The organism is Salmonella sp. K21076 (assembly GCF_039650795.1).
Classification (GTDB): Bacteria; Pseudomonadota; Gammaproteobacteria; order Enterobacterales; family Enterobacteriaceae; genus Salmonella; species Salmonella enterica.
Genome location: NZ_JBCLYA010000025.1, coordinates 42,685 through 64,438 on the forward strand (window position 1 = coordinate 42,685; position 21,754 = coordinate 64,438).

Genomic DNA, 21,754 nt, shown 5'->3' on the forward strand with positions numbered 1-21,754 from the left:
GAAGGTTATTCCGCTGGCGGGGTGGGCGTCCCGTTGGTAGGGAGTCCTTGCAAAAAATTTCCCAGAGAATCGGCGACCACCCGCGCCACCAGCTGCAGCATGGTCAGCAGGTCGATATCGTCAAACATCAACTGACCGCTGTTAAACACCGGGGCCCATCCCCCCATATGTTTGCGTGATACCACAGCCAGGCAAGGATGAATAATCGCGTTGGTATCTTCTTCGGTCAGGGAAGACAGTTCCTCAGCGATACGCGGCAGCAGGGTTTCAAACACCGGCTTAAGCGCATCAAACTTAGCGCTGTCGATTTTGCCATCCGCAGGCAGAAGGGAGCGAATGCCCCCGAAATCTGACATCATGCCCGCCAGCACCGGCAGCAATTTACGGGTGACTTTCAGCTGGTCAAAAACGCTGAGTTTCGCCACGCGATAATCGTGGCCTTTGACTGAACATTCCATCTGTTAAAACTCTCCGAGTACCTGGTCGATTTTGCCGCAGTCAAATACCCAGGGCATCGTATTACCGGCTTTCGCGTTGGCGTTATCCGGCTGTTTCTGGAAGGCCACACTGCGCGCCGTGATGATGTCTCCGCTCACCTTATTTCGGATCACAATGACGTTGTTTCCCCAGGTTCCTGAGGACTGACTCTGTGCGTTATACGCCAGCGACAGTTTTTTGTTTGTCGGCGAGGTCTTCAGCAGATTGACAGTTACCGTACCGCTTTTATCCGCGTGCAGGCTGTGCATCACTTCGCCGTCAGCACCGATGGTCATGGTGTTTTTGGGGCCGCCCATTGCAACGGTGATCCCCTCCTCTGAACTGGCGGAACCGTAGCCCAGGTCAATCTCGCCAGTCGGGCCAGAAATGGACGCGGTGACATCCATAAAAGAATAAGTAGCCATTCATTTTCCCCTTAGCGAACGACGTTGATCTGTACGTCAGCGAAATGCACTGCGCCAGCCAGCTTACAGGAAACCTGAATAACCGGTGCCTTACGTGCTTCACGGTCTGCCTGCGCCTGCTCGGAAATCGGCTGCGCGTAGACGTAATACCCTTTTGTCAGCGCGTCTCCGGAATCCAGCTGCCCGATTGGGCCACCGTTCCATACGCCAGCAGCCACCAGCCCGTTCGTCACGGACTGATCCATAGACTGCTCAACATTGGACAGAAGACGTGTAACACCCGCATCGGTCTGAGGCACTTTGGTTGTACTGGTGTACAGCAGGTTATACAGGTTGGTCTGAACGTAGTTCTGCAGCCAGTCGAGCCCGTGGCGCTCATCAAAGAAATCACCGCTGGACATGACGCCCTGCTGCAGGATTGCCGTATCGTTCTGGTAGTACACAAACACGTTGCAGTTCTTGGCATCCAGCGCCGCCGCCTGATCAGTCGTCAGGGTTTCGTAAGTGATCCCCGGCTCCTGTTTAAATTTCAGGGTAATGGTGGTATTGCTGCCGTTGAAATTCACCGTAAACGCGCGGCCAAACGCGGACAGCGCAGCGTACTTGCTGCTGGAAGAATACTGTACGAACGTGCGCCCGTATTTTGCCGCCTTCAGCTTGTAGGACAGATCCCCGGTTGAAGTGGCGTCAAAGGTGGCGGGATCGCTGGTGGTAATTGCCAGAATGCGGCTGACGCCCGAAGCTTCTACGGCTGCAGCAACCTTCAGCCAGTCGTCATCTGCAATATCCTCTTTGTCTGCAATACCGAGACCATACCAGTTGGTGTAGCCCATTACGGCGTTAACCGCATCCATCAGCTTTTCAGCAGCACCCGCCTCACCCGTTGCCAGTGTTTTAGCCCAGCGACCTACATACACCTCTTTAGGTCGTGGTGACTGGGAGAAATAGACTGTTGCTGCTTCATATTCGGGGCTGTCCACGCCGAAATCAGATCCGATGTCCTCCTTTGAGGAGTAGAGGCGAAGACGCTCTTTCACCGGAATGACCGTGGATGTCCCGAGAATAAGCAGTGAACCAAAATTTCGACCAGTAGCCGCGCGCGGCCCAATGATCACGTCGACATTAACGACGTTTGATACAGGTAATCCCTGCGGCATAATTTAATCTCCGAAGAATGAAACTGGTGCATCCACCAGCGATTTAATGCCGTACTCGCGCACCACCTTGCGACGAAGGCGCACAGTAATGTCGTAACGGCGAACCCACTGCTGGTTGATAAGTTCCGGGAAAGGGGTCAGACCGGTGTAGTCCCCCATGGACAGGCCAAGCGCGTTCAGTTCGGCGTTGTTTTGCGCAACAGAAATACCATCGCGAAAACGTGACGCAAACGTCATGCCCGCCGGGCCATAAAATGACGCCATGCACTCAAAGGTTTCATGTCGCCAGAGCTGAGCGCCCTCTTCAGTCTGGTTAGTGAATGCGGGACTGTTATCTATGGGCCATCCGGTAACGCCGAACGCGCACCAGTTCGTTTCAGCTGGCAGCAGTGGCGGCTGATCTTTCTGCCATCGGGGGCGAACCATTCCAGTCGGCAAACCGGAAACGTTGCGTACCCACTGGCTTAACAGCCTGTCGAGCGCCTCGTCATAATCCGGATCGCCGCTGACAGGTGTAAGCCATCCCGGCTCCGTACTGGAATTATTGCTCAACGGGAAATCCTCCATCGAACGGCAGCAGCTCGCAATGCGCCTGTACAAAGCCGGCGCCATATGCGGTGTACGGGTCGACGAATGTCACACGATAATCACGGTTCTGATACGTCACGATATCGGCATCACGGCCAGTCTGCCCCTGCGTGAGTCGCTCAGTCGTCACGATAAGGATTGCTCCACTGATAACCTGCCCGGACTGCATGCGGCGGTTTTCCAGTGAACGGTCAACGGTAACAACCCCGGCAAACTGCGTTTTAACTTCGCTGTCGCTACCAATCCCGTCTTCGTCCACTGTCTGTACCCGACGCGTTACCCAAAGGTTGAAGTCACAAAAATCCGGGTCGAAAAGAACATCGGTTACATCAAGAGTCGGCATCTTTATCCCTCACTACATGGGTTATTGAGGCGAGATATTTGCCAGTATCGTAAAGAGGCTTAGCCAAAGTGGTGCCCGGAGATTCACCAGCAGCACGCCGCGCAAGTTCCGCTTTCGCACCTTTACGCCCACGGCGCGCACGCGCTTCAACGGTGCTATCTGCAAGCGGAGTAAAATTGGCAGCTTTGATGTGATTTTTCACCCCTCTTGCAGCCACTGTACCTGCGCGGTTGAGTGCTCTTTCCGCTCCCGCCGCATTACCATCAAGCGCAGCCTGTGCCGCAGCTTTAAGCTGTGGCATCGTCTGGTCTTCAACTGATTTAACGCCGGGTACAAGATGCGGACGTGGTGGGATGTTTTGTGCAGGTGAACCGTATTCGTTGATATACCCAATCCCGGCATTACCGAACGACACATCATCCCGATCGCTGTCTTCCGCAGGTATACCGACCAGCACATCCTTTTTGGTTAGCGACTTTAGCGCATCCAGTATTGCCTGAGCGTTATCAACCCTCGTTGTTACACCGCTTTTGAAACTCATAGCTGGCGTCCCCCTGCACCGAACATCGTGATCAGCTGATAAAATTCAGCGCCATACCGGGTGTTATTCCAGAAGCCTGCGTCAGGGTTTAGCGTCGCGCTGGTGTCATAGCTGACGCTTACCTTGTCAACGGACTTGGAGGACTGAACACCATTGGTTGAACCGCCCGGACCGCCAACCAGCATCGCCCGGCTATCTGCCGCCCAGAGCGTCATATAGTGCGCAACGAACAACTCGGCAAAGTACGGAAACAACTTTTTGCCGGTGACGTTTTCGCTCAGTAGTTCATCGGCCAGATTCAGACGGAACTCGATTTGTGCTTCGGGATATCTGGCAGGGTCAGCAAACTGCGGGAAGTCGCGGCGAAAATCACTTACTGTTGGCAGGCTTTGATTCTTTGGCATCTTTCGCCCCATTACCGCCAGTCCGGGCGGAAGTAATCTGCGCCTGCAGGCTGTCGTTCTGCTCCTGCAGCTTGAGCAGAGCGTCTTTCAGATCGGCAATCAGTTTATCTTTATCGGCAATCTGCGCCTGAAGGCTGTCAATAACGGGTTGCTGGTCATCAGTTTCATTCGATCCGCTTTCGGAAAGCTCAGCGTGCGCCCGGGTAAACCAGTGCGACGCGACCTCTTCTGGTACGTTATGCCGTCCCCGGCCAAACTCCTGTTTTGACTGATCACCGAGCGTCAGCGTAAACGGGGTGTGAACATGGATGGTAACCAGCTTTTCTTTCGCCATTTTTAGTTTCCTTCTGGCCCCTTTCGGGGCCATTCTGGTTATCAGATACCGTCCACGTAGGACAGGGTTTCTTTGTACACTGGCTCAACCGCACCGAGCTTGCCGTAGTAGGTCGCAATCTGGTACAGACCACGATACTGAACAGGAACGCTTTGCAGCGGAACCAGTGGATAGCGGACGTATTTCTTATCGTTGGTGTAGGCGACCATACGGTCTTTACCGCCAACCCCGCGCCCTTTCAGCCATTTGACCGCTTTGATTTCCAGCGGAACGCCATTCTGGTGGAAAGCGATAGTGTTCACAGCCAGATAAGTCAGCAGTGACTGGTTACCCGCTTCGGAAACCTTACGGCTCGCCAGCAATGAATACTGCTCTGGCGGAATGCGCAGATCAGAAGGCACGACGGAATAACCGGATGCTGCCCAGGCATTCGACAGAATGCTGTTTACGCTGTCGAGGATCTCATCGTTGGTGGAGTTAGCCCAGGTCTTCGTTGCGTTGTTCAGCGTCACACCAACGAGATTCGTCAGACCTTTCAAACCAAGCGCTTCGTCTCCGACGTAAACCTGTTCGTCGTTATCCATCTGCCATTTAAGCTGCATCCCGTCGTACTTCTGAGTGTCGATCGGACGGCCTACCTGCTGTGCCGCAGCCAGCTCAACAACAGTCCATCCCAGCTCCATCCCCCAAAGGTTCAGCGGATTGCCGTCTTTACTGATATCAACATTAACGCCAGCAATGGCAGTTGAATCTTTGCCTACCCAGTTTTTACCATTCGGATTAGCGCCAGAACCCGCCACGCCAAAACTGGTATTCGTCCAGCTGGAAATGTCATCTGCGATAGAGACGTCTTCGCGCAACTGGATATCACGTGTCCAGGTATAACCCACCAGTGGCAGATTCAGCCCCTGGTCGAGTCGCTCCAGCTCCCCGATGAGAAAGGCACCGGAGCTATCAACGGTTGCCTGATCAAAAGTAATCATTCGTCTGTTCCTTAAATCTTCCAGGAGATTTCTGCGTTGCCGTTAGCGTCACCGGCCCCCGTAAAAAAAGCATCAGGTAACGCGGCTGTTTTGCCTGTCACCTCTGCCGCCGTGATCCCACCAAGCGGAACCGGGATGGAAGCATCGGCTGATACCACGATGTACACCACGCCTCCTTTTTTAACGGACGAAGCATCAGTACCCACGTTTACCGTCATGTACCCACGCTTCATGGCGTCGCCCGGGAAATTCTTATCAGTACCCACCTGGCGAACCATGTCTGGCTGCGATGTGGTCGGATACGGACGAACGTAGATACCCTTCACCTTGTCGACGGTGTCACCCTCCGCCAGCGGCACGAAAAAGCCGTCAGCGTCGTATTTGCCAGCCAGACCATACGCTGCGAAGGCGTTATCGGATTTAAGGATCACCGGTTCGACGGTTAAGTCCTGCGGGCGAGAGATAGCCCCGGCAATGCCAACAGGCATCCGGTACAGATATGCAGTCATTGGATTATCCTTTGCGGTTAGACCAGAAGTCGGCGTTTTGTTTGTTCAGGGAAGCGATGCTGGTCATGCCCATGCCTGGACGTTGTGCATCGCCCGTGGTGCTGCGGGTGTTTCTCCCTTTTGCAATCTCAGATACGGCGTTAAACGCCATATCAACCGATTGTTTAGGTAATTTGCGGATATCAGCGTCACCGACAACCTGGCGAACCAGTGTTTTGTCTGCGGCCGCCAGCACATCACGTTTAAATGCGGTCGGTTTCACCTTACGGCTCAGATCGATACCCGGGATAATGACTTCAGCGCGATAGGCAGAGTCACCCGTAATCGTGGTTTCCTCTTCGTTGTCCTCGCCGTCGCCGGTCGGGTCTTTCTTATCTTTATCATCAGGGGTGTCAGCATTATCGCCTGTTGCCGTTCCTTCCAGCTTAGCCAGCAGGGCCTTGAGCAGGGTTTTGATATCGTCCTCGCCGTCGCCGGTCACATCTCCGCCCATCTCCGGCTTTTTGTCCGGCAATGGTTGTTGTGGTGAAAGGTTAATGTTGAGATTGACGCCGCCCGGCAGATCACCTTCATCCCCCGTTACAGCCGCTGGCGCTGAGTCCAGCAGTTCGTTCATGGTGTCCGAGTCACCTGTTTTGATGGCCGTGCGCATGCGGGTCCACCAGCTTTTCTTTTGATTTGCCATTGTGTCTCTGTCTCCAATTGCACAACGATTTCCGGCTCTGCCTTTGGGGACAAGAGCCACATGGTTTCCGGTAATATCGACCTGCTCAGCCTTACCCGGCTCAGCCTGTTCATATTCCGCGTCATAGCCACACGACACTTCGCGCAGACCATCTTCGATAAGCTGAATGGCGCTTTCGTCTTTGACGATAAGGTCAGCCAGCATCAAATCAGACTGCTCACCAGTCCCGCGCCGGACATTCTGAAGATGACCGACCGCAAGCTCTTTCCAGTTCTCGGGATTGACCAACCGGACGTTCCCGTTTTCATCCTCCGGATGCAGGATCGTGATGCTCATCCCTTCGAAGGAGGCAAGCGTGGCCGGATGGAATACCTGCTCAGGAGAGCGCGTTACGACTATCTCACCGAACTTGTCAGGCTTGAGGTTTGGCAGATCAGCAGCGCCGTAAAGCTGCTTACCCGTTCGACCTATCGGCACGTCTCTACACAGCAGCGAGCCGTCAGCCAGCTGATAGCGGGTTTCCCCCAGCCGGGTATTGAAAAAATATTTCATGTTTTACCTGCGATTCAGGCGAGATAAGAATGAGGGTTGGGGAAGACGATTTCTTTATAACAGCGGCAGTTCGGGAGCTCGCCAGCGTGACCGGTCATGCCGTCAAGCGTTGGGGGTCGTCCCCATTCGACAAACTTCCCTTCCATCTCCCGATGAGAATGCCGGACGTCGCCATCTTCGGCTGTACGCCAGATATAACCATTCGAGCCGATTGACAGCGCTCGCGCCTGATCGAGCGCGCCGGTTGCACGTCCAAGTTCGGTACGGGCGATAAGGTCAGCCCTGGACTTTGCTATATCACCCGATGCTGCAATTTCTTTAGCAAAATGCTCCGCTCTCCCACCGGTCACAACAGCTTCAATCGCCCGATTCTGGATGTCGTATACCCTGTCAGCAGCCTCGAGGGGTAGCGATTTAATGTACTTAACCTGTTCGGCAACGATGGATTTCATCACCTGCCCTGGCGGGGCATTGCTCACCAGATTGCGTAGTTCACGACTGATGGTTTTGCTGTGTTTCCGCCACTGCTCATCATTCTTGCGCACAATGTCAGCGGTAAAGTTCTCAGCAACCTTCGTCGCCCACGGCGTTATAATTTCGCTGTAGCGCTCCAGGGCCTCCATGATTTCGGTGACGCTATCGTTTGAACCATCGTAGTGCCCATTTACGATATCCCCGACCGCCCGCGCTATCTGCCGTAGGCTCGTTCGATATCGGATCTCCGCCTGTCGGCTCTGGCGGTTTGTCGACAAGTTCGCCGATGCCTGGTGGCGCTTCGTCTTCGGCATTCTCGATATCCTCGTCGGTAATGGATGCGCCGATGCCAGTAACATCGGAGTTCTCACGCAGGTCGGTCATAGCGGCTTTGGTTGTCATCAGACCTGCATCCAGCGCATTGACAATCGCCGTTGTGGTATTCACAGCCACCGTTGAGCGGTCCACATCTGACATCTGCCATAGCGGGTTAAACTCAAACGTGAAATCGTCCGGCAGCGGCTTACCGAGCTCCGAACGATGCATAATGTCCAGCACCCGGCGCACTGGCAGGCGTAAGCGACGCTCCTGCAATGAACTGACCCGGTCATAATAGTTGGCAAGGTCTGCGTCACCCGTTGAGAAACCTTTAGGGGACTGCCCGAAGAGGCGCACCAATGGAATGCCAACAGCACCGCTAATCTGCTCGGCGAACTGCGAAAGAATGTCATCCAGACCGCTGAAACTGTACTGGTGGGTTTCGAAGGTATCCTTGGCATCCATTAGCGTCATGCCTTCATTGCTCTGAAACTGGCGGATCAGATCAATGTTTTTCAGCAACGCCTCGAATGCCGGGCCGCCCAGTGCAATAAGCTCACGGAGTTTTTCCACTTTGTAGGTCCGCAGATGCGCTTTGTAGACCAGCTGCGCCGCACCGACAGTGGCGCTGTCGAACGCAGTAAGCCGATCCCAGATACGCTCTACAACCGACATTCCCCATTCGTTCTCGGTCATCTTCTGCTGGAATGGCAGCGTCACCCCATCGAAGCGAATCAGGCGGCTATGGTGAATACGCCAGGCGGGGATGCCCGTTGCGGTGGTCACCACATCATAAAGCTCGGGCTTGCCGAGATTTGGCCCCATCTCTTTAATGCGGCGCGTCAGTACCGGGTTAATCATCCAGCGGTCGAGCGGGAGAATACCCTTAAACTTGCCTTCACCAATGGTTTCGAGCCGTAGCGGGGTCATGGGCGCCTGACCTTCTATCATGATGAAGCCCACCGCGCCGCCGTAGAGACGAGACCATTTCAGTACGTCGTTCAGCGCATCCCAGATTTGCAACTGATCCAGTTGCGCTTCGAGAGTGCCACGGTCTTTTGCGTCAATCTCAGAAGTGATGCGAATGCCTTTGCGGGTCATGTCGTCGGGGATAGCATCTACCGCTTCACCGATGAGCCAGGATGAGCGATAGGACCATTCCACCAGCATACGGTTGCGGCTGGTGAAGTTCGCCCGGTAGGTCGATGCGGAGTGCTGGTTAGGCGTCTGCATCCCCACGCGGGTGACAAAGTTCTCGTAGCCGTCGGCCGTGGCCTGCACCGTTCGTCGCGAGGCTTGTTTGTTTCGTGCCATCAGGCCTGTCTCCCCAACTGTTCCCAGATGTCCAGCGATGTGTCGGTTGGCGCGAAAGCCATAATGAAAGCGTCGGCGACGTTTGGTGACGGTATATCGCGTTTTGCGAGGTCTTTTTTACTTTCGACCATCACCCGTCCGTTACGGTCGAAATCGCGATGAGGCGTTGTCAGTTCCAGTTTCAGCTTTTCAAGCAACGGACAACGAGAATCTATGCTGATCAGCTCATCCACAAGATACTGTTCTCCGTTGTTAATAGCGTTAAACGTATTTCTGAAACGGTCAGCCACCAGCCACCACGCCTGCGCCTTAAGATTTGCGAAAAAGTCTTTGTTGGGGATGCCGTTGTATTCGTCATCTGGCTCATGCACACCTGCACCGGCGTTAAACCGCTGGTAATTCACACGTCGCGCGTATGCGTTCTCACGCTTCCGGTCATCGTTAATTTCCGAGAACTTTGCGCCCGCCGACGCGCCAACACCGATTGAGTCGTAAACGATATCTGCATCGCGCTCCATTGCAGCCTGGTAAGTGCGCTGGCAACTCTTCAGCAACTCGTCCTCTTTGGCCTTCCATTCATCGGCCCAGTAGATAACTGAGCCATAACGGTAGACGTTGGCGCACTTATCCGCGCCACTGTCGGCGACATCGAAACCGATGCGCTTACGTCCTTCAGGACCGAAATCCAGAACCTTATGCGCGTCAACAGCCGCTTCAATCCACGAAAGCTTAATAATTGCCGCATCATCATCAGACTCTGGTACGCCCTCATAAACATGCACAAACCCTTCCGGGTCACGACGCCTTGCCGCATCGATAACCTTCAGCATGGTATCTGAAAGGAATGGATTCTCGTCGTAGTTGATTTTGCGAATCAGCGTATCTTCTGGCGGATCGACCACAAAGTTACGCCACACGAAATCGGTGACCAGTCCAGGGTTAAAAATAAACCAACACTCTGAACCCTCTTTACGGATTGTCGGCTCCAGTATTTTCCATTGATATTCCGTCAGTGCATGGGCTTCTTCCAGCCACAACACATCGATCCCCTCCAGTGACTTAATTTCTTCGATGTTGCGCCATAACCCATAAAAAACAAATTCCGAGCCGGTAACCCGGTTAATGATTTTGTTGTTCAGAATGCGGAAACGATGCCGCAGGCCAAACCGGTCTATCTGAATTTTGAGAAGCGTGTAAACCGATTCTTCAATTTTGTTCTGGATCTGGCGAGCGCAGCAAAAACGCAGGCTGTATTTATTTGCCAAGAATATTGCAAATCCGGCTGCATCCCATGATTTTGACGATGACCGCCCGCCATAGAGCACTTTATTTCGCGCCTGCGTGGTCCAGAAGTTTCTCAGGGCCGGATTAAGCGTCGGTCTGGATATCGGCGTAGAAGTCATTCAGGTCACGTTCTCCGTTACCATCATCAATACCAGCATCACGTCGCAGCCTGTCAGCCTCGAGAGATACCTTATCAGTAGCCGCCAAACGATAATCAGTGTCGGCGTGTATTTTGCTAACGGTCGCCAGCGTTCCAACGATGGATTCAATGCGCACGGTGTTACGCATCATCGCCTTTTCGGCAGCGCTGATGTTATCCATCAGAATTTTGCGCTGCTGCTCTTCCTCCGCATCCTCCAGCAGGGTGAACCAGCGACCAATGTTCTCGGCGGCCATCAGGTTATTCGCCCGCAGCCGAAAGAGCTCATCTTCAAGCGTCAGCGCTCTGGCATCCTCAACAACTTCATCTTTCAGTAGAAGGCGCCGGGCGTAACCGCCATGTTTCAGTGCATACTGATTACCAGGCTGAAAAGGAGGATGATTAGTGACAACCTTTTTGCGTACCGCTTCGGGTTTCGTATCTGCGGGAGGTCCGGATTCTGGCCGCGAATGCTTTTGCACTGCGCCGGAGCTGGCAGGCCTCCTCGTGGTACGCACCGTGTTTTTTTGCGTACCATTTTTGCGTACCTGCGTAATATTTTTGCGTACCCACTCCAGCTTCTTTGCTTTCTTCCTTATCGCCCCTTCCGTTACGCCGTACAGCGCCCCTATGTCGCGAAGGCTCATAATTCCGGCCCGGTATGCCGTCTCGATGGCCTCCCAGTCCGGTTTTGCCATGTTGCTGTCCTATGGTTAAAGCCATTAAAAAAGCCACCCGAAGGTGGCATTTGTGATGGCAATAAAAACCGCCCGGAGGCGGCTTGTTATCAATTACTTAATAGCTGTTCGATATTAGATGGGATCGGGACACCAGGCTCTACTTTTAGTTTGTTTAGCCTTTCGACAATAGACAGTTTCTCCGCCCCACTCGCTGCTTGGTAGTAGGGTCTTACCCCTTCAATGATATCATTAGCTGTAACTGAAGAACCAACGCCAGCGCCTGGCTCGTTTTTATTCAAAGAGCTGTGAATAATTTGCTCAATAGCCTGATTCATAGTTATTACCCAAAATGAGTGGTTACATACCACAACTTGTATATATGTCCACCACAGGCCTTTATCAAGCCCACCCGTAGATAGGCTTTGTAATGGCTACTTCACTGTTTCGATGGTCGAGCCGTGAGAGTTCATCACGTAAACCTGGTCGCCAGGATAGATGAACTGGTAACGGCAGCCATCACCCGCGCCGGGGAAATTTTCACTCGGATATTCCTCAATAATGATGGCAATAGCATCAGTATCCAGCACATCAGTACGGTCACTAATAACCAGTTCTTCCTCCTGCAGCGCTTTGGTCATTTCTGGATCTTCATAGATAGCCGGGAGCCAGTATGCGAAGTCCGGGCAGGCTGAGTTATGAGTAAGTTTTAAAGTATCTGCGAACGTTTCAGAACCGGCCCTGGCTATCGAGATGGATGGCTGCTCACAAATATGCGTAACACCGTTGATGATGGTTTTAACTGTAAACATAGTATTTCCTTCTTCGTCTTCTTGTTACAACAAAAAGCCCCGCTAGTGCGGAGCTATGGGATTGTTGGTTGACTCTCTCACCGAGTTGTAAATGCGCTCACACGTCATTCCTGCGCGGTAGCTTTCGTCAGATCGCTCAGCATAATATTGAGCTTCTTCTGCAAGGCTTCCGAACATGTCGGCGAGCACTGTGGCGTCGGCTCCGGCTGTTTTGCTTCTGACGGCAGCGGCAAGATTTGCGGTGTGCTTTGCGGCGTCCAGGCGGGTGGCAAGTTTTTTTGCTTCGGTACGCAGCTGGCTAACAGTGGCAGACAGGCCAGCAGCAGTGGCAGCAGATTTAGCGGCTTGCGCTTGTGCATCTTTCACAGCCTCATCACGGGCAATAATGCGGCCCTGTTCAATAATACGGGCGGCGGTCTGGGCGTTGACTTCCTGAGAGGATTCAGCGCTGTCGCGATCTGCCCATTTTTTTGCCAGCCCCTGTCACTCCAGACATTACCGGCGATAAACGCACCAGCCATCAGCAAAATAAACGCCAGCTGCAACCAGTATCTTTTCAGAAGAGCAGATAACAGATTCATACCAGCACCGATTTTGCTTTCTCAAAGCGCTCTCGCCGATCGCCGAAGCCGTTCTGCCCTCCGTTGATGATCTGCGTAACACGTACCAGGTCGCCGGAATATTTCAGACACCCTTTAGTCACAAAAAACCACGCTGCGGATCGGGCGGCATGACGTTCCAGTTCAAGCTGTCCCGGATTCGCCACCAGATCCAGTTTCAGGGCAACGCCACATCTGGTGTAATTCTCCAGCCCGGTAATCTGGATAAGCCCACGCCCGCGATACTTCCAGCCATCTCCGGCGTCTTTGTTACCCATGCGGCCACCGTAAACCAGATTGGCTATTTGTGGCTGGTGGGCAACCTGGCGACCATCAATACGCCCCAGCATTTCGCACTGATACGGCGTCAGGCGTTTACCAAACGTCTTCTTCAGCGCCTCCACTGAATAATTGAAGCTTTCCTTCAGAACAGTAAATCCTGCTGATTCATGTCCCGCTTGTGCAATAAACATGGCCTGATCCAGTGGCGCAGTGATACCGAATTCGCTCATTGCCGCCGTAATATACGGATACCAGCGCGCAGAAAGCCCGGCGCTAATACCAGCCGCCTGCTGAAATTGTTGTTGATTCATCAGTGCCTCAGAGCATCAACCAGACGCGCCACATTACCGCGAGCCCACAGCACAGCGGCGCAGATAAGGATATTCACCATCACCACCAGCCAGTGGGATGATTCATATAAACCAAAAACAAACCGGAAAGGGACACTGGCATACACCAGCACCATGACATAGGCCAGTAACGAAATCAGGGGGCGGTGTGTCGCATCACCGCGTCGGTAAAACATCAGAACGATGACTATTACCCCACAAATTACGGCATTCAGAACTGCAGAAGGGTCATTTGCTACCATCTGATCCCCCTCCCCTGATACGAGAGAGAATACTGAACAGAGTGTTCAGATCCTGACTGTTGAGAAAAGTGAGAAACTTTATACACATTGCAGAAATAATTACTGCGCCAAGTGCATCCAGTGGTTTTTCATAATGCGTTATTGCCGCAAGCTTAGTACCTATCAGCCCGGCGCCAAGCACTCCCACAATAAATGACGTGATAAAATAAGCGACCAGCCTGATGCGTCCGATGTTGGTTGCCGTGGCGACATAAAATACCGAGCCGGCAAAAGCGCCGAATACCACACCATAATCGGTTCCGGTTGCCAGACCGAATACACTGGCCCCCATTAATCCACCAGCCAACACTGTCGCACTGGATACAGGTTCGGACATTCATCCCCCTCTGGTTGTGTGGGTCCTCTCAGTTATGAGGGGAAATAATAAATATCCTCCGGCATAGCCGGAGGATATTTATTCATAAAGAACACAATTAAGAATAATACCGATTTAATTAAAATAACTTGATCTCACAGTTGAAGAATGAATAATAGCGAGCCCTGCCAAGGCAGGGCATAGAAATAACCAACGAGAAGAAATAGGTAGGAACTAATGAAAAACACCGCTCTGGGTAAGTTCATTTTTATCGTCGGCACCGCGTTACTGCTCGGTGGCTGTAGTGGCATGGTCATGCCTCCCTATGCCACCCACGGTACATCGGTCGGAATCATTGCGCCGGCGGGAGGCTATAGCGAGTGGCACACGGATAGCCGCAACCACACCACAGGAGACAGTCACAGCCAGTCACAGGGAAACTGCACCCAAAGTGAAGATAGCCAGCTCAGCGAAAATGGTCTCACACGGACACACCAAAGCAACTGTAACACCCGTAGTCAAACCCACAGCAGTAGCACCAGCAAAACCCGCTCCAGCAGCGTCGGTTTCAGCGTCGGGGGGCCTGTTGGTGCTAGCATAGGGTTGATCAAGCAGATGGAGTCGATGAACCGTGCGCCAGCCAACGATATGAGTAGTAATGAGATGTTCAAGAATTTCGGTTTCTAGCACATAACGCCACCTGGTACCGTTGTGGTGTCTGGCCCGGCGGCTATCTGTAACGACTCACAATCGAAAAAAGTCAGACTCGCAATCAGCGCAAATTTTGGCTCACAATAACTGCAACTGAAATCGGACGTGGACTCACGCTAAGTGAGAGCGAAATCCGACGCTCAGAGCCAAATGAGAAGTTTTTTCCATTGGCAGTAATTGTGAGCCAGCAAAAATAGATTGTGAGTCCATTGAATGGGGATCGTTGTGCATTTTCATAAGCCTCACCTCCGATAGCTCGGATGGCGCAGTGTGAAGTAGGAAGGCCGCCCGGTGGATCAACGACAAAGCTCAGAGGGATTATTCCGGACGGCACAAACAGAAAAGCCCCGGCAATCACCGAGGCTTAAATTGTTGCCGGTTACCGCTCCGGCGCGATCAGCAAAAGCTATCGCGGTATCAGATTGTGGTCCTGCCCGTGTGAGCTTTGCGGTCGGCTGGAACATGTAGACTCCGCATCACTCCCCGCACTTTGTCTTATTGGCGTCGGGAATCCATAAAAGAAAACCCCGCCGAGGCGAGGTTCTTAATTCTTGTAACGTCACAGGCGTAATAACCCATCGTTGGAATCAGGTTAGCCATTTTCCGTTAATTTTGCAATAGCTAAATTATTTTGGTCATCGAGTCACGTTTCCCAGAACCTTTTCTGCATACGACTCCTCAATATGGCAATGCTCCACCAGTCGATCGAAAAACAGTTTATAGTTGTACCGCCATACCATTTCCGTTACTCCTAGTGCTTTAAAAATCTCGGTATCTTTGAGACGTGGGTAGCCTCTTCCCTTGCATCTTGGGCATTTTTTATAAACCGGCACGCCCTGCAACTCAGATTTTTTCTTATCGAGAATTTCTCCGCGTCCCCGGCAACGACATTCATTTTTCACCTGGCCTTTGCCATCACACGCCTTACACACTACGCGCACCTGCTCACGAACTGATTTCCACACCTCCCAGTCGGACGGAGAAATACCTTTCGTATCTTTTACCCATTTTGGTGGCTTACCATCCGGGTAAGTAACCTTGTTCGTGAAAACCTCAGCATCAATTAATTTAGCACCATGACAGCTACTGCACGTCACCAAGCTGGCCGCACTGAGGGAATAATCGCGAAATACATAACGCGCCATAGTGTCGAGAAATTTTGAGCGCTTACCCTTTTCCATTTTCCGTAATGCCCCATGCCGTTCTGCACGCTGCTCTGCTAATTGCCTGATGTAGGCGATGATATTTTCAGAAGATAAAACCCCGGCTTTTGCCAGATACAATTCAATACCCACTGCGGCTTTTGCAGTAAGTAGCCCGAGAGATGCCATTACGTCAGTAATAGTCAGCGTATCAGACGTTATTCCGCATGGTACTGCGCCGGGCATCATGGATTTAGGTGAAAAATATTTCGGTAAGGACTCAAGATTCATTTCGATGCTCCCGTTTTGCTTCAATGCGGACGTAATTACGAAGAATGCGGTATGCCACAGGAAAAGATCCCCGGTATCGATAAATTCGGAGACGCAACCAGCGCATGCGGAGTATCTCGATCAGTTCTGGTTTCATGCGGCCTCCAGCTTTTTTAGCGCACGCAGATCCGACAGTGCCGCGAGCCTGATTTCCTTCAGCTCCTCGACCGTCCAGCGGTGCGGGGTGTTATTGTTCTCGAGTGCCAGCACCGCCGCCTCACCGTAACGCTCAACCAGCGCGGCACGATATGCTTCGATGTTCCCTGATTTGTAGACGTTGCAGACATCACACTGAAGATGGATGTTGAAGCGAGTGAAGCGCAGATGCCCGGCGGCGGCCGTACTCCTGTAATGGCCTGCATGCCATGCGAATGCCGTCTTCGTTCCACAGGAGATGCAACCGAGTCCTTCTGCCAGTTCGGTTTCGCGGCAAATGTCATTTACGGCGCGCTGCGTCAAGTCAATCCAGTGTTTCAGCGGCTTAACCGCGGCTTTCCGCTGGCGCCAGGCGGCGCGTTCTTTTTTCTCAGCGGCGCGCTGAAGGGATTGCGCCTTACGTTGCGCGGCTTCGCGAGCTTTTCTGGTCTGTTCTTTGCCGACGGTGCTGGCGCACTGGTACGAGCAAACGATCTGCCCCTCTCGTATCGGGTGAAACCACTGGCGGCATTCTTTGTTTGCGCACTTACGGCGCGGTAATTTAGCCATGTTCACCCCCAGACCTTTTGGCGTAAGGATTTTGGCGTCCGCACCCGGTGTGCATATTCTGGTAATTTCGCGCTGACAGTCCAGGTAATGAAGTCAGGGTTCAGGCTCTTTTCTGTCCTTACGCCCCGCTTCTGATAATCCGATATCAGCGTGTCGGCCTGCTCGGTTGTGCAGTCGTGATGATGGAACCAGGAGTATTTCATCGCCATCACCCCGCAAAGCTCATGAGCTGGGCGGCGGCGTTCTCCGCCTCGCGCTGAGTACGAAATGTACGTGATAAAATCCACCGCCAGAGCACATCAAGCGCGGATTTATACAACTGCTGAAATTCGACCTCATCCATGCTGGAAAAAGCGATGCTGCGGGGATGTTTGCGAAGGGTGCCGTCCGGTAACTGGATGGCGTCATAGTGACCAGCCTCAACCGTCACCCATGCGCGGTATGCATCGAAAGATTTACAGAGGCTAATTCCGTTTGTTACCCGGCGGTTTGCAATCTGTTCCAGATACTGTTCAGCCGCATCCAGTAATGCGCTTTCATTCCCGCCATATGCAGCGAGAAACTTTGCATAACCGTTTACCAGTTTGCGCTCATTGGCAGAAATGGCGCCGCCGGTGGGTTCCCAGTATTCAAACCCAAGATTAAGCAACGCGAAAAAGCGGCGATGGAATGCAGGATTCCTCACCTGACGGAACTCAGCCACCAGCACGGCGCCGAGTTTGATTTTTGATTGCAGAATATCACTGGTCTCCGGCGTTGCGGGGATCAGAATTCCAGATGACTGCTTGATGAGTTGTAATTCGTGCGCCATGGCGTTCTCCGTGGCGCAGCAGGTGCAGGTTGTTCAGGCCTACATTTGAAGTGTATCAAAGCAACGGGTAATTCGATAGCCTGCCTTTTCTAACATTTGCGTAAATAATGTTGGAGTTCCAACTATGTCATCAGGGTGAAGGGGAACAAAAGATATCTCGTCACCACGACGATACATCAGGGCGCGTCCGCTATCCGGAATACTACCGAACCTTGCCACTACACAATGATCGTAACAACGTATAACCGCATACCCTGATTCTGGTAAGTCTTCTAACATGTAACCCCCCGTCACACTGACTTTATTTCTGGAAACGTCTGCGACTCCACGATGCTTAATATGCATAAAACCAGTCGTCAGCGCTTTCCCACGTTTCCTGCAGAATGCTCTGTATACGTTTTTTATCGCCATCAGCAGCACCGACGATACTCAGACCATCCTGACTGCCTCGACGGATGGTTAAGTTGCAGTTTTCATACTGATTCTGGAGACGGGTAATTAATTCTTTTTCAAGTGCAGGCACGGCACCTTCCGGAAGCTGTTTTGTCCGGCTGATAACAAGTTCAATTCTCATAATTCCCTCTACATTTAACTACTGTATATAAACACAGTATACCTGTTAGAAAGAATATTCAAGAGGTGAATAGCACTTTTTGCAAAAGCCATGCCATTGTATAGGAAGAGTTTTTCCTAGTATTCGGAATTTACTAAATCAGTTAGGCAAAGGCTGAAAGCGAAAAAAAACCCGCCGTAGCGGGTTATTCATTCGATTTGATTCGGATGTAACGTGAGGTCGCCACGAGAGCCTGAATCATATTACCGCCAGTTTCGCATAACGTTCTGGAATCATACTCGCGTGACCAGTGGCATAACCAATTTTCCAGGTCATCCACTGCGTAATCTTTACGAGCCAAACCCTCTGCGATGGTTACAACTTCATCACTAGGTGCTGTAAGCTCATATCCGTTCAGCAACAGGAATACGTAACCTGCCATCATAGCGGTGCGTTTGTTTGCGTTTGCGAATGGATGATTCTGGATTAGGCTTTCAATTAGAACAGCAGACAGACGAAACATATCGTCTGTCTGCTCATAATATCGAATGGTGCTTGGCCGGGACTGGGAAGAACTGAGGTTGTTCGGATTCAGTACGCCTATCGGTTCATTTGGCGTCTGAATCTCGATCAGAGACCTGTTGATGTAAACGATATCTTCAATGGAAAGATAATTGACTCCTTCAACATACTCTATCGCCATCCGTTTTTACTCAGACCTTTGAAAGTTCTTCCATCGCCTTCTCGTAACGAGCAAACCCAAACTCAAAGGCGTTTTTAACTTGACCAGTATGTGAACATGCTTTGCTGATCGCTGCACGAGGTTTCGCCACCATGGATTTGTCACGAGGCGGAATGTACAAGCGATCTGCCTTTTTTAATGCGTGACCCATGATTATCACCCTCATGCACGTTTGGCAGTGCTTTCTCAAATTGTAGGATGTAAACACATCCAAAGAATTTATGATCACTTTAAGTGGTTGAGGACAATTTAATACCATTCGTCATATTTGAGCAATGGGCCTGCGTCTGAAGATAGAAGCATGTTCGACGAAAATCTCAATGGCCACTTTGCAAGTTAACGACATTTTCGCAGAAGTTACCCCTCAGGTAATAGTAAACTATTGTCACGATCTCAGGAGATAGGCTGGTCCTGTGAGTCGATTAAAGTGGACACAAAGCCAATAAATAGCACTTTTTGCACAAAAATCATATCCTGGTTGGAATGCACAACGCCCAACATTGCTGTAGTATTTCGCCCCCTCTGAATGTAGCGCTCAGATTTTAATCGACCCAATCCCGCCCTGCTTCAACATCAAGCCCCGCATATGCGAGGCTTGTTGGGCTAACCCGCCGCAGCGGGTTATGACGCAACACTTCATGCCGGAGTTTTCCGATCCGTCTTGTTGTGAACCTCCCAGAGACTAATGCCGCAACTGAACACAAACTCAGCCAGATAATTTAAACCGGACCATTCCCGGATGCCGCCGCGCGCCGCTTCCACAAATACAGCGATATCCTGATCACGCCACACTCCAAACAGGCGCCAGCCGCCACTGTCAGTCTTAACGGCTGCTATACGCGTCAGAACACCAGTCTGGTACAGGTCAGTGAACGCAGGTTTCTTCCTGGTTATTATTCGCATATCTACAAACCTAAGAAATGTTGATTACAAATCACTGATTCGTATTTTTTGATTTTGCACTAATGCCGATCACAGGACCGGCATATAGGTGTTTCACGATTTACCTCCGTTGAGCATGGCAGCGCGACAAGCGTTCCAGATTTCTTGCGCATCGTCGTCGTTGAAAAGCGCATCAGAATGTGAAGCCATCAGGTCGCGTATTTCTTCCGGACATTCTTCCGGCACTACCGGCACTGGCTGCTCTTTGATATGCAGTCGTGGCTCGCCGTCTTTCGGTTCAGGCCATTCGCGCTTCTTGTTCACCGCCAGCTTTTCCACCATCGCCAGGGCAATCTGCTCGTCAGTAATACCAGCGCGGCGTTGTGCATCCCATAACAGGAATTGCATATCAGCCCATTCGCTCAGGTCGCCAAGTTCTGCGGCAGTTTCCAATGCTTCTTTTGAGAGGTGCTTCAGTGGACCGATGGGGCCAACATCGCCGAATGTGGCATCAGACCAGTCAGCATGTTCATGGCGAACTTGTTCTCGTTCCAGCGATGCCAGCGCACGCTTCAGCACAATAAGAATTTTGGCGTCGTCATCGCTCAGGCCAAACGGAATATCATCGCGAGTGTTTTCAAATTCAGCGATGGTTTGCTGTAGCCATTCTTTGGTAATAGTGGTCATGGGTTAGTCCTTCACAAAAATAATCCAGTGGGTTTTATCGTTCTTGCCGGTGCGCTGGCCAATAATTGGTTTCACGTCAGTAAGCGCCAAAATCTGGCTAACCGGAATCTGCGTTTCGTTCCATTTGAAAATGAGAACGCCGTGTGCCCTCAGCACCCGAAACGCCTCTTTGAATCCGGCGCGGAGGTCAGAACGCCATGTTTTTTTGTTGAGTCTCCCGTACTTTTTGCCCATCCAGGCCGTTTGGCCGACACGTTCCAGGTGAGGCGGATCAAACACCACGACCGGAAACGACGCATCAGCGAACGGTAGCGCACGAAAATCAGCAATGAGGTCAGGACTGATGACTAGGCGGCGACCGTCGCACAATATATGCTCCTCGGCGCGGATATCGGCGAATACGGCGCGTTCATCGCGCTTATTAAACCAAAACATGCGCGAGCCGCAGCACATATCCAGAATAGATTGCGATTCCATCACGACTCCTTAACCTTGATGCCAGCGGTGCGTATTTCGTGTATCGCATTATCATTACCAGCACACCAACCCTCGGCATAATCCCGGCTGAATCCGGTCATGTGCATGACTTCTCCAACGCTGAGTTTTGACAGGTTGACCTTCCGCGCCTCCAGTTCTGCCACCCGGCGAGCCTCACGGGTTGCAATTCCCGCGTATTCAATCAGGCGTTGGTCCAGTTCGGCTATGAGGCGTTCTGCTGTATCCAAATCCTCGCCTAACTTCTGCGCCATCCGAAACCAATTGGCGCGCTGTTCCTCTTTGGTTTCCAGCTCATCCAGCAGCGCCAGCATGGTGGCGGGGTTGGCTGCGGCGATAAATTCCGCGTCACGTTTCTCAACAGTATGGGCCAACGTCACTTCTTCACCGCAAAGAGAAAATGGCGTTACCGTGATGCCATTGAACAGTGATGAGGTGCGGCGCCAATTCCCCGGCGTAGCCCTCTCAGCCACTTCACGAAGCGCCCGTTTGTCGATGTTGCTCATTGGGCTCCCCCCTTGTTGATGCTCATTTTGGATGCTCCATAAACCTGCATTACCGGGCTTTTCTCCAGCACCGGCAGCGCTGAAAATCCCGTTACCTGACTACTGCTGTATCGCCTGAGGTCATAATCAATCACCGCACGCTGGTCTCGGAAAATGCCGCAGCGGCCATGACGAATGAAGCCGCCTCGCTCCAGCGCGATACGCAGATATTTCTCCGCCGTGGTTCGGTGCACGCCAAAAATCGCAACGACGTCGTTCGTCGTGATGCGCCCCTGCTCTTTCACCAGACCGATAATCCGCTCAAGAATAATCATCCGTTCGCTGTGTGTTTTAGGTCGGGCCATTT

General features: G+C 52.1%; 35 protein-coding genes and 1 pseudogene. 1 reads left to right on the top strand and 35 read right to left on the bottom strand.

Features of this window, described 5'->3' with window-relative positions; translation table 11 throughout:
• Positions 1–5: 5 nt before the first annotated feature.
• The 21 genes and pseudogenes from AAYN39_RS09310 to AAYN39_RS09410 all read right to left on the bottom strand — a co-directional run bounded on the left by AAYN39_RS09310 (position 6) and on the right by AAYN39_RS09410 (position 13,865).
• Positions 6–458, bottom strand: coding sequence for a phage tail assembly chaperone (locus AAYN39_RS09310; protein ID WP_000389047.1), 453 nt, complete (start codon positions 456–458; stop codon positions 6–8).
• A 3-nt stretch (positions 459–461) separates the two neighbouring features.
• Positions 462–902, bottom strand: a complete 441-nt coding sequence (locus tag AAYN39_RS09315) for a DUF3277 family protein (protein WP_000257259.1) — start codon at positions 900–902, stop codon at positions 462–464.
• Positions 903–913: 11 nt separating this feature from the next.
• Positions 914–2,059, bottom strand: a complete 1,146-nt coding sequence (locus AAYN39_RS09320) for a DUF3383 family protein (RefSeq protein WP_001135544.1) — start codon at positions 2,057–2,059, stop codon at positions 914–916.
• A 3-nt stretch (positions 2,060–2,062) separates the two neighbouring features.
• Positions 2,063–2,626 carry a hypothetical protein gene (locus tag AAYN39_RS09325; RefSeq protein ID WP_000389379.1) on the bottom strand — a complete coding sequence of 188 codons (564 nt, stop codon included), beginning with the start codon at positions 2,624–2,626 and terminating at the stop codon, positions 2,063–2,065.
• Positions 2,601–2,990 (bottom strand): hypothetical protein, encoded by a 390-nt coding sequence (locus AAYN39_RS09330; protein WP_001142488.1) that lies wholly within the window; start codon positions 2,988–2,990, stop codon positions 2,601–2,603. The genes AAYN39_RS09325 and AAYN39_RS09330 overlap by 26 nt, the downstream gene beginning before the upstream one ends.
• Complete coding sequence (locus AAYN39_RS09335; protein WP_000008737.1) at positions 2,977–3,531, bottom strand: hypothetical protein; 555 nt, start codon at positions 3,529–3,531, stop codon at positions 2,977–2,979. Before AAYN39_RS09335 ends, AAYN39_RS09330 begins: the two co-directional genes overlap by 14 nt.
• Positions 3,528–3,935 (bottom strand): DUF4054 domain-containing protein, encoded by a 408-nt coding sequence (locus tag AAYN39_RS09340; RefSeq protein WP_001125675.1) that lies wholly within the window; start codon positions 3,933–3,935, stop codon positions 3,528–3,530. Before AAYN39_RS09340 ends, AAYN39_RS09335 begins: the two co-directional genes overlap by 4 nt.
• A complete protein-coding gene (locus AAYN39_RS09345) occupies positions 3,901–4,269 on the bottom strand; it encodes a hypothetical protein (protein WP_001040702.1) in 369 nt (122 codons plus the stop codon). Before AAYN39_RS09345 ends, AAYN39_RS09340 begins: the two co-directional genes overlap by 35 nt.
• A gap of 41 nt (positions 4,270–4,310) precedes the next feature.
• Entirely contained in the window at positions 4,311–5,252 is a 942-nt protein-coding gene (locus tag AAYN39_RS09350; RefSeq protein WP_000627464.1) for a DUF2184 domain-containing protein, read from the bottom strand.
• An 11-nt stretch (positions 5,253–5,263) separates the two neighbouring features.
• Positions 5,264–5,761, bottom strand: coding sequence for a hypothetical protein (locus AAYN39_RS09355; protein ID WP_000128060.1), 498 nt, complete (start codon positions 5,759–5,761; stop codon positions 5,264–5,266).
• A 4-nt stretch (positions 5,762–5,765) separates the two neighbouring features.
• Positions 5,766–6,998 carry a DUF2213 domain-containing protein gene (locus AAYN39_RS09360; protein WP_000873182.1) on the bottom strand — a complete coding sequence of 411 codons (1,233 nt, stop codon included), beginning with the start codon at positions 6,996–6,998 and terminating at the stop codon, positions 5,766–5,768.
• Between the two features lie 14 nt (positions 6,999–7,012).
• The gene (locus AAYN39_RS09365; RefSeq protein WP_000387695.1) at positions 7,013–7,621 is read right to left on the bottom strand and encodes a phage head morphogenesis protein; all 609 of its coding nucleotides are present in this window, start codon (positions 7,619–7,621) and stop codon (positions 7,013–7,015) included.
• Between the two features lie 13 nt (positions 7,622–7,634).
• Entirely contained in the window at positions 7,635–9,104 is a 1,470-nt protein-coding gene (locus AAYN39_RS09370) for a DUF1073 domain-containing protein (RefSeq protein WP_000113511.1), read from the bottom strand.
• Positions 9,104–10,507: a PBSX family phage terminase large subunit gene (locus AAYN39_RS09375; RefSeq protein WP_000204794.1), complete on the bottom strand. Its 1,404-nt coding sequence runs from the start codon at positions 10,505–10,507 to the stop codon at positions 9,104–9,106. The genes AAYN39_RS09370 and AAYN39_RS09375 overlap by 1 nt, the downstream gene beginning before the upstream one ends.
• Positions 10,473–11,225, bottom strand: coding sequence for a hypothetical protein (locus tag AAYN39_RS09380; protein ID WP_001118118.1), 753 nt, complete (start codon positions 11,223–11,225; stop codon positions 10,473–10,475). Before AAYN39_RS09380 ends, AAYN39_RS09375 begins: the two co-directional genes overlap by 35 nt.
• Before the next feature lie 89 nt (positions 11,226–11,314).
• Positions 11,315–11,542: a hypothetical protein gene (locus tag AAYN39_RS09385; protein ID WP_001070544.1), complete on the bottom strand. Its 228-nt coding sequence runs from the start codon at positions 11,540–11,542 to the stop codon at positions 11,315–11,317.
• 96 nt (positions 11,543–11,638) lie between these two features.
• Positions 11,639–12,016 carry a hypothetical protein gene (locus tag AAYN39_RS09390; RefSeq protein WP_000495544.1) on the bottom strand — a complete coding sequence of 126 codons (378 nt, stop codon included), beginning with the start codon at positions 12,014–12,016 and terminating at the stop codon, positions 11,639–11,641.
• Positions 12,017–12,058: 42 nt separating this feature from the next.
• Positions 12,059–12,597: pseudogene (locus AAYN39_RS09395) on the bottom strand (DUF2514 domain-containing protein).
• Positions 12,594–13,208 carry a glycoside hydrolase family 19 protein gene (locus AAYN39_RS09400; RefSeq protein ID WP_001075998.1) on the bottom strand — a complete coding sequence of 205 codons (615 nt, stop codon included), beginning with the start codon at positions 13,206–13,208 and terminating at the stop codon, positions 12,594–12,596. The pseudogene AAYN39_RS09395 and the gene AAYN39_RS09400 overlap by 4 nt, the downstream one beginning before the upstream one ends.
• A complete protein-coding gene (locus AAYN39_RS09405) occupies positions 13,208–13,489 on the bottom strand; it encodes a phage holin family protein (RefSeq protein ID WP_000226307.1) in 282 nt (93 codons plus the stop codon). Before AAYN39_RS09405 ends, AAYN39_RS09400 begins: the two co-directional genes overlap by 1 nt.
• Positions 13,476–13,865 (bottom strand): phage holin family protein, encoded by a 390-nt coding sequence (locus AAYN39_RS09410; RefSeq protein ID WP_001294876.1) that lies wholly within the window; start codon positions 13,863–13,865, stop codon positions 13,476–13,478. Before AAYN39_RS09410 ends, AAYN39_RS09405 begins: the two co-directional genes overlap by 14 nt.
• A gap of 216 nt (positions 13,866–14,081) precedes the next feature.
• Between AAYN39_RS09410 and AAYN39_RS09415 the strand changes: the two genes are divergently transcribed.
• Positions 14,082–14,531, top strand: a complete 450-nt coding sequence (locus tag AAYN39_RS09415) for a lipoprotein (RefSeq protein WP_000798706.1) — start codon at positions 14,082–14,084, stop codon at positions 14,529–14,531.
• Between the two features lie 135 nt (positions 14,532–14,666).
• On the opposite strand, the gene AAYN39_RS09420 is transcribed toward AAYN39_RS09415, so the two are convergent.
• The 14 genes from AAYN39_RS09420 to AAYN39_RS09485 form a co-directional block, all read right to left on the bottom strand.
• Complete coding sequence (locus tag AAYN39_RS09420; RefSeq protein WP_001534733.1) at positions 14,667–14,792, bottom strand: hypothetical protein; 126 nt, start codon at positions 14,790–14,792, stop codon at positions 14,667–14,669.
• Between the two features lie 398 nt (positions 14,793–15,190).
• Positions 15,191–15,988 (bottom strand): antitermination protein, encoded by a 798-nt coding sequence (locus tag AAYN39_RS09425; protein ID WP_001047634.1) that lies wholly within the window; start codon positions 15,986–15,988, stop codon positions 15,191–15,193.
• Complete coding sequence (locus AAYN39_RS09430) at positions 15,978–16,124, bottom strand: YlcG family protein (RefSeq protein ID WP_001617856.1); 147 nt, start codon at positions 16,122–16,124, stop codon at positions 15,978–15,980. The genes AAYN39_RS09425 and AAYN39_RS09430 overlap by 11 nt, the downstream gene beginning before the upstream one ends.
• Entirely contained in the window at positions 16,121–16,732 is a 612-nt protein-coding gene (locus AAYN39_RS09435; protein WP_001096560.1) for a recombination protein NinG, read from the bottom strand. The genes AAYN39_RS09430 and AAYN39_RS09435 overlap by 4 nt, the downstream gene beginning before the upstream one ends.
• A gap of 2 nt (positions 16,733–16,734) precedes the next feature.
• The gene (locus AAYN39_RS09440) at positions 16,735–16,941 is read right to left on the bottom strand and encodes a hypothetical protein (protein ID WP_001241019.1); all 207 of its coding nucleotides are present in this window, start codon (positions 16,939–16,941) and stop codon (positions 16,735–16,737) included.
• Positions 16,941–17,543: a DUF1367 family protein gene (locus tag AAYN39_RS09445; RefSeq protein WP_000929790.1), complete on the bottom strand. Its 603-nt coding sequence runs from the start codon at positions 17,541–17,543 to the stop codon at positions 16,941–16,943. Before AAYN39_RS09445 ends, AAYN39_RS09440 begins: the two co-directional genes overlap by 1 nt.
• A gap of 39 nt (positions 17,544–17,582) precedes the next feature.
• Entirely contained in the window at positions 17,583–17,822 is a 240-nt protein-coding gene (locus AAYN39_RS09450) for a hypothetical protein (RefSeq protein ID WP_001804676.1), read from the bottom strand.
• A 55-nt stretch (positions 17,823–17,877) separates the two neighbouring features.
• Positions 17,878–18,117, bottom strand: a complete 240-nt coding sequence (locus AAYN39_RS09455; protein WP_001217670.1) for a DinI family protein — start codon at positions 18,115–18,117, stop codon at positions 17,878–17,880.
• A gap of 184 nt (positions 18,118–18,301) precedes the next feature.
• On the bottom strand, positions 18,302–18,799 hold the full coding sequence (locus tag AAYN39_RS09460; RefSeq protein ID WP_000963896.1) for a type II toxin-antitoxin system death-on-curing family toxin: 498 nt from the start codon (positions 18,797–18,799) through the stop codon (positions 18,302–18,304).
• Between the two features lie 10 nt (positions 18,800–18,809).
• The gene (locus tag AAYN39_RS09465; RefSeq protein WP_000509711.1) at positions 18,810–18,989 is read right to left on the bottom strand and encodes a hypothetical protein; all 180 of its coding nucleotides are present in this window, start codon (positions 18,987–18,989) and stop codon (positions 18,810–18,812) included.
• 845 nt (positions 18,990–19,834) lie between these two features.
• Positions 19,835–20,407: a DUF550 domain-containing protein gene (locus AAYN39_RS09470; protein WP_000208074.1), complete on the bottom strand. Its 573-nt coding sequence runs from the start codon at positions 20,405–20,407 to the stop codon at positions 19,835–19,837.
• 3 nt (positions 20,408–20,410) lie between these two features.
• Positions 20,411–20,884: a class I SAM-dependent methyltransferase gene (locus AAYN39_RS09475; RefSeq protein WP_000445792.1), complete on the bottom strand. Its 474-nt coding sequence runs from the start codon at positions 20,882–20,884 to the stop codon at positions 20,411–20,413.
• Positions 20,884–21,408, bottom strand: coding sequence for an ead/Ea22-like family protein (locus tag AAYN39_RS09480; RefSeq protein ID WP_000065105.1), 525 nt, complete (start codon positions 21,406–21,408; stop codon positions 20,884–20,886). Before AAYN39_RS09480 ends, AAYN39_RS09475 begins: the two co-directional genes overlap by 1 nt.
• Positions 21,405–21,752, bottom strand: a complete 348-nt coding sequence (locus AAYN39_RS09485) for a DUF977 family protein (protein ID WP_000113623.1) — start codon at positions 21,750–21,752, stop codon at positions 21,405–21,407. Before AAYN39_RS09485 ends, AAYN39_RS09480 begins: the two co-directional genes overlap by 4 nt.
• Positions 21,753–21,754: the final 2 nt, after the last annotated feature.

What these genes read in the sequence shown, in the direction of transcription:
- AAYN39_RS09310 (WP_000389047.1), bottom strand. Translation starts at nt 458, where the DNA reads ATGGAATGTTCAGTCAAAGGCCACGATTATCGCGTGGCGAAACTCAGC.
- AAYN39_RS09315 (WP_000257259.1), bottom strand. Translation starts at nt 902, where the DNA reads ATGGCTACTTATTCTTTTATGGATGTCACCGCGTCCATTTCTGGCCCG.
- AAYN39_RS09320 (WP_001135544.1), bottom strand. Translation starts at nt 2,059, where the DNA reads ATGCCGCAGGGATTACCTGTATCAAACGTCGTTAATGTCGACGTGATC.
- AAYN39_RS09325 (WP_000389379.1), bottom strand. Translation starts at nt 2,626, where the DNA reads ATGGAGGATTTCCCGTTGAGCAATAATTCCAGTACGGAGCCGGGATGG.
- AAYN39_RS09330 (WP_001142488.1), bottom strand. Translation starts at nt 2,990, where the DNA reads ATGCCGACTCTTGATGTAACCGATGTTCTTTTCGACCCGGATTTTTGT.
- AAYN39_RS09335 (WP_000008737.1), bottom strand. Translation starts at nt 3,531, where the DNA reads ATGAGTTTCAAAAGCGGTGTAACAACGAGGGTTGATAACGCTCAGGCA.
- AAYN39_RS09340 (WP_001125675.1), bottom strand. Translation starts at nt 3,935, where the DNA reads ATGCCAAAGAATCAAAGCCTGCCAACAGTAAGTGATTTTCGCCGCGAC.
- AAYN39_RS09345 (WP_001040702.1), bottom strand. Translation starts at nt 4,269, where the DNA reads ATGGCGAAAGAAAAGCTGGTTACCATCCATGTTCACACCCCGTTTACG.
- AAYN39_RS09350 (WP_000627464.1), bottom strand. Translation starts at nt 5,252, where the DNA reads ATGATTACTTTTGATCAGGCAACCGTTGATAGCTCCGGTGCCTTTCTC.
- AAYN39_RS09355 (WP_000128060.1), bottom strand. Translation starts at nt 5,761, where the DNA reads ATGACTGCATATCTGTACCGGATGCCTGTTGGCATTGCCGGGGCTATC.
- AAYN39_RS09360 (WP_000873182.1), bottom strand. Translation starts at nt 6,998, where the DNA reads ATGAAATATTTTTTCAATACCCGGCTGGGGGAAACCCGCTATCAGCTG.
- AAYN39_RS09365 (WP_000387695.1), bottom strand. Translation starts at nt 7,621, where the DNA reads ATGGAGGCCCTGGAGCGCTACAGCGAAATTATAACGCCGTGGGCGACG.
- AAYN39_RS09370 (WP_000113511.1), bottom strand. Translation starts at nt 9,104, where the DNA reads ATGGCACGAAACAAACAAGCCTCGCGACGAACGGTGCAGGCCACGGCC.
- AAYN39_RS09375 (WP_000204794.1), bottom strand. Translation starts at nt 10,507, where the DNA reads ATGACTTCTACGCCGATATCCAGACCGACGCTTAATCCGGCCCTGAGA.
- AAYN39_RS09380 (WP_001118118.1), bottom strand. Translation starts at nt 11,225, where the DNA reads ATGGCAAAACCGGACTGGGAGGCCATCGAGACGGCATACCGGGCCGGA.
- AAYN39_RS09385 (WP_001070544.1), bottom strand. Translation starts at nt 11,542, where the DNA reads ATGAATCAGGCTATTGAGCAAATTATTCACAGCTCTTTGAATAAAAAC.
- AAYN39_RS09390 (WP_000495544.1), bottom strand. Translation starts at nt 12,016, where the DNA reads ATGTTTACAGTTAAAACCATCATCAACGGTGTTACGCATATTTGTGAG.
- AAYN39_RS09400 (WP_001075998.1), bottom strand. Translation starts at nt 13,208, where the DNA reads ATGAATCAACAACAATTTCAGCAGGCGGCTGGTATTAGCGCCGGGCTT.
- AAYN39_RS09405 (WP_000226307.1), bottom strand. Translation starts at nt 13,489, where the DNA reads ATGGTAGCAAATGACCCTTCTGCAGTTCTGAATGCCGTAATTTGTGGG.
- AAYN39_RS09410 (WP_001294876.1), bottom strand. Translation starts at nt 13,865, where the DNA reads ATGTCCGAACCTGTATCCAGTGCGACAGTGTTGGCTGGTGGATTAATG.
- AAYN39_RS09415 (WP_000798706.1), top strand. Translation starts at nt 14,082, where the DNA reads ATGAAAAACACCGCTCTGGGTAAGTTCATTTTTATCGTCGGCACCGCG.
- AAYN39_RS09420 (WP_001534733.1), bottom strand. Translation starts at nt 14,792, where the DNA reads ATGAAAATGCACAACGATCCCCATTCAATGGACTCACAATCTATTTTT.
- AAYN39_RS09425 (WP_001047634.1), bottom strand. Translation starts at nt 15,988, where the DNA reads ATGAATCTTGAGTCCTTACCGAAATATTTTTCACCTAAATCCATGATG.
- AAYN39_RS09430 (WP_001617856.1), bottom strand. Translation starts at nt 16,124, where the DNA reads ATGAAACCAGAACTGATCGAGATACTCCGCATGCGCTGGTTGCGTCTC.
- AAYN39_RS09435 (WP_001096560.1), bottom strand. Translation starts at nt 16,732, where the DNA reads ATGGCTAAATTACCGCGCCGTAAGTGCGCAAACAAAGAATGCCGCCAG.
- AAYN39_RS09440 (WP_001241019.1), bottom strand. Translation starts at nt 16,941, where the DNA reads ATGGCGATGAAATACTCCTGGTTCCATCATCACGACTGCACAACCGAG.
- AAYN39_RS09445 (WP_000929790.1), bottom strand. Translation starts at nt 17,543, where the DNA reads ATGGCGCACGAATTACAACTCATCAAGCAGTCATCTGGAATTCTGATC.
- AAYN39_RS09450 (WP_001804676.1), bottom strand. Translation starts at nt 17,822, where the DNA reads ATGTTAGAAGACTTACCAGAATCAGGGTATGCGGTTATACGTTGTTAC.
- AAYN39_RS09455 (WP_001217670.1), bottom strand. Translation starts at nt 18,117, where the DNA reads ATGAGAATTGAACTTGTTATCAGCCGGACAAAACAGCTTCCGGAAGGT.
- AAYN39_RS09460 (WP_000963896.1), bottom strand. Translation starts at nt 18,799, where the DNA reads ATGGCGATAGAGTATGTTGAAGGAGTCAATTATCTTTCCATTGAAGAT.
- AAYN39_RS09465 (WP_000509711.1), bottom strand. Translation starts at nt 18,989, where the DNA reads ATGGGTCACGCATTAAAAAAGGCAGATCGCTTGTACATTCCGCCTCGT.
- AAYN39_RS09470 (WP_000208074.1), bottom strand. Translation starts at nt 20,407, where the DNA reads ATGACCACTATTACCAAAGAATGGCTACAGCAAACCATCGCTGAATTT.
- AAYN39_RS09475 (WP_000445792.1), bottom strand. Translation starts at nt 20,884, where the DNA reads ATGGAATCGCAATCTATTCTGGATATGTGCTGCGGCTCGCGCATGTTT.
- AAYN39_RS09480 (WP_000065105.1), bottom strand. Translation starts at nt 21,408, where the DNA reads ATGAGCAACATCGACAAACGGGCGCTTCGTGAAGTGGCTGAGAGGGCT.
- AAYN39_RS09485 (WP_000113623.1), bottom strand. Translation starts at nt 21,752, where the DNA reads ATGGCCCGACCTAAAACACACAGCGAACGGATGATTATTCTTGAGCGG.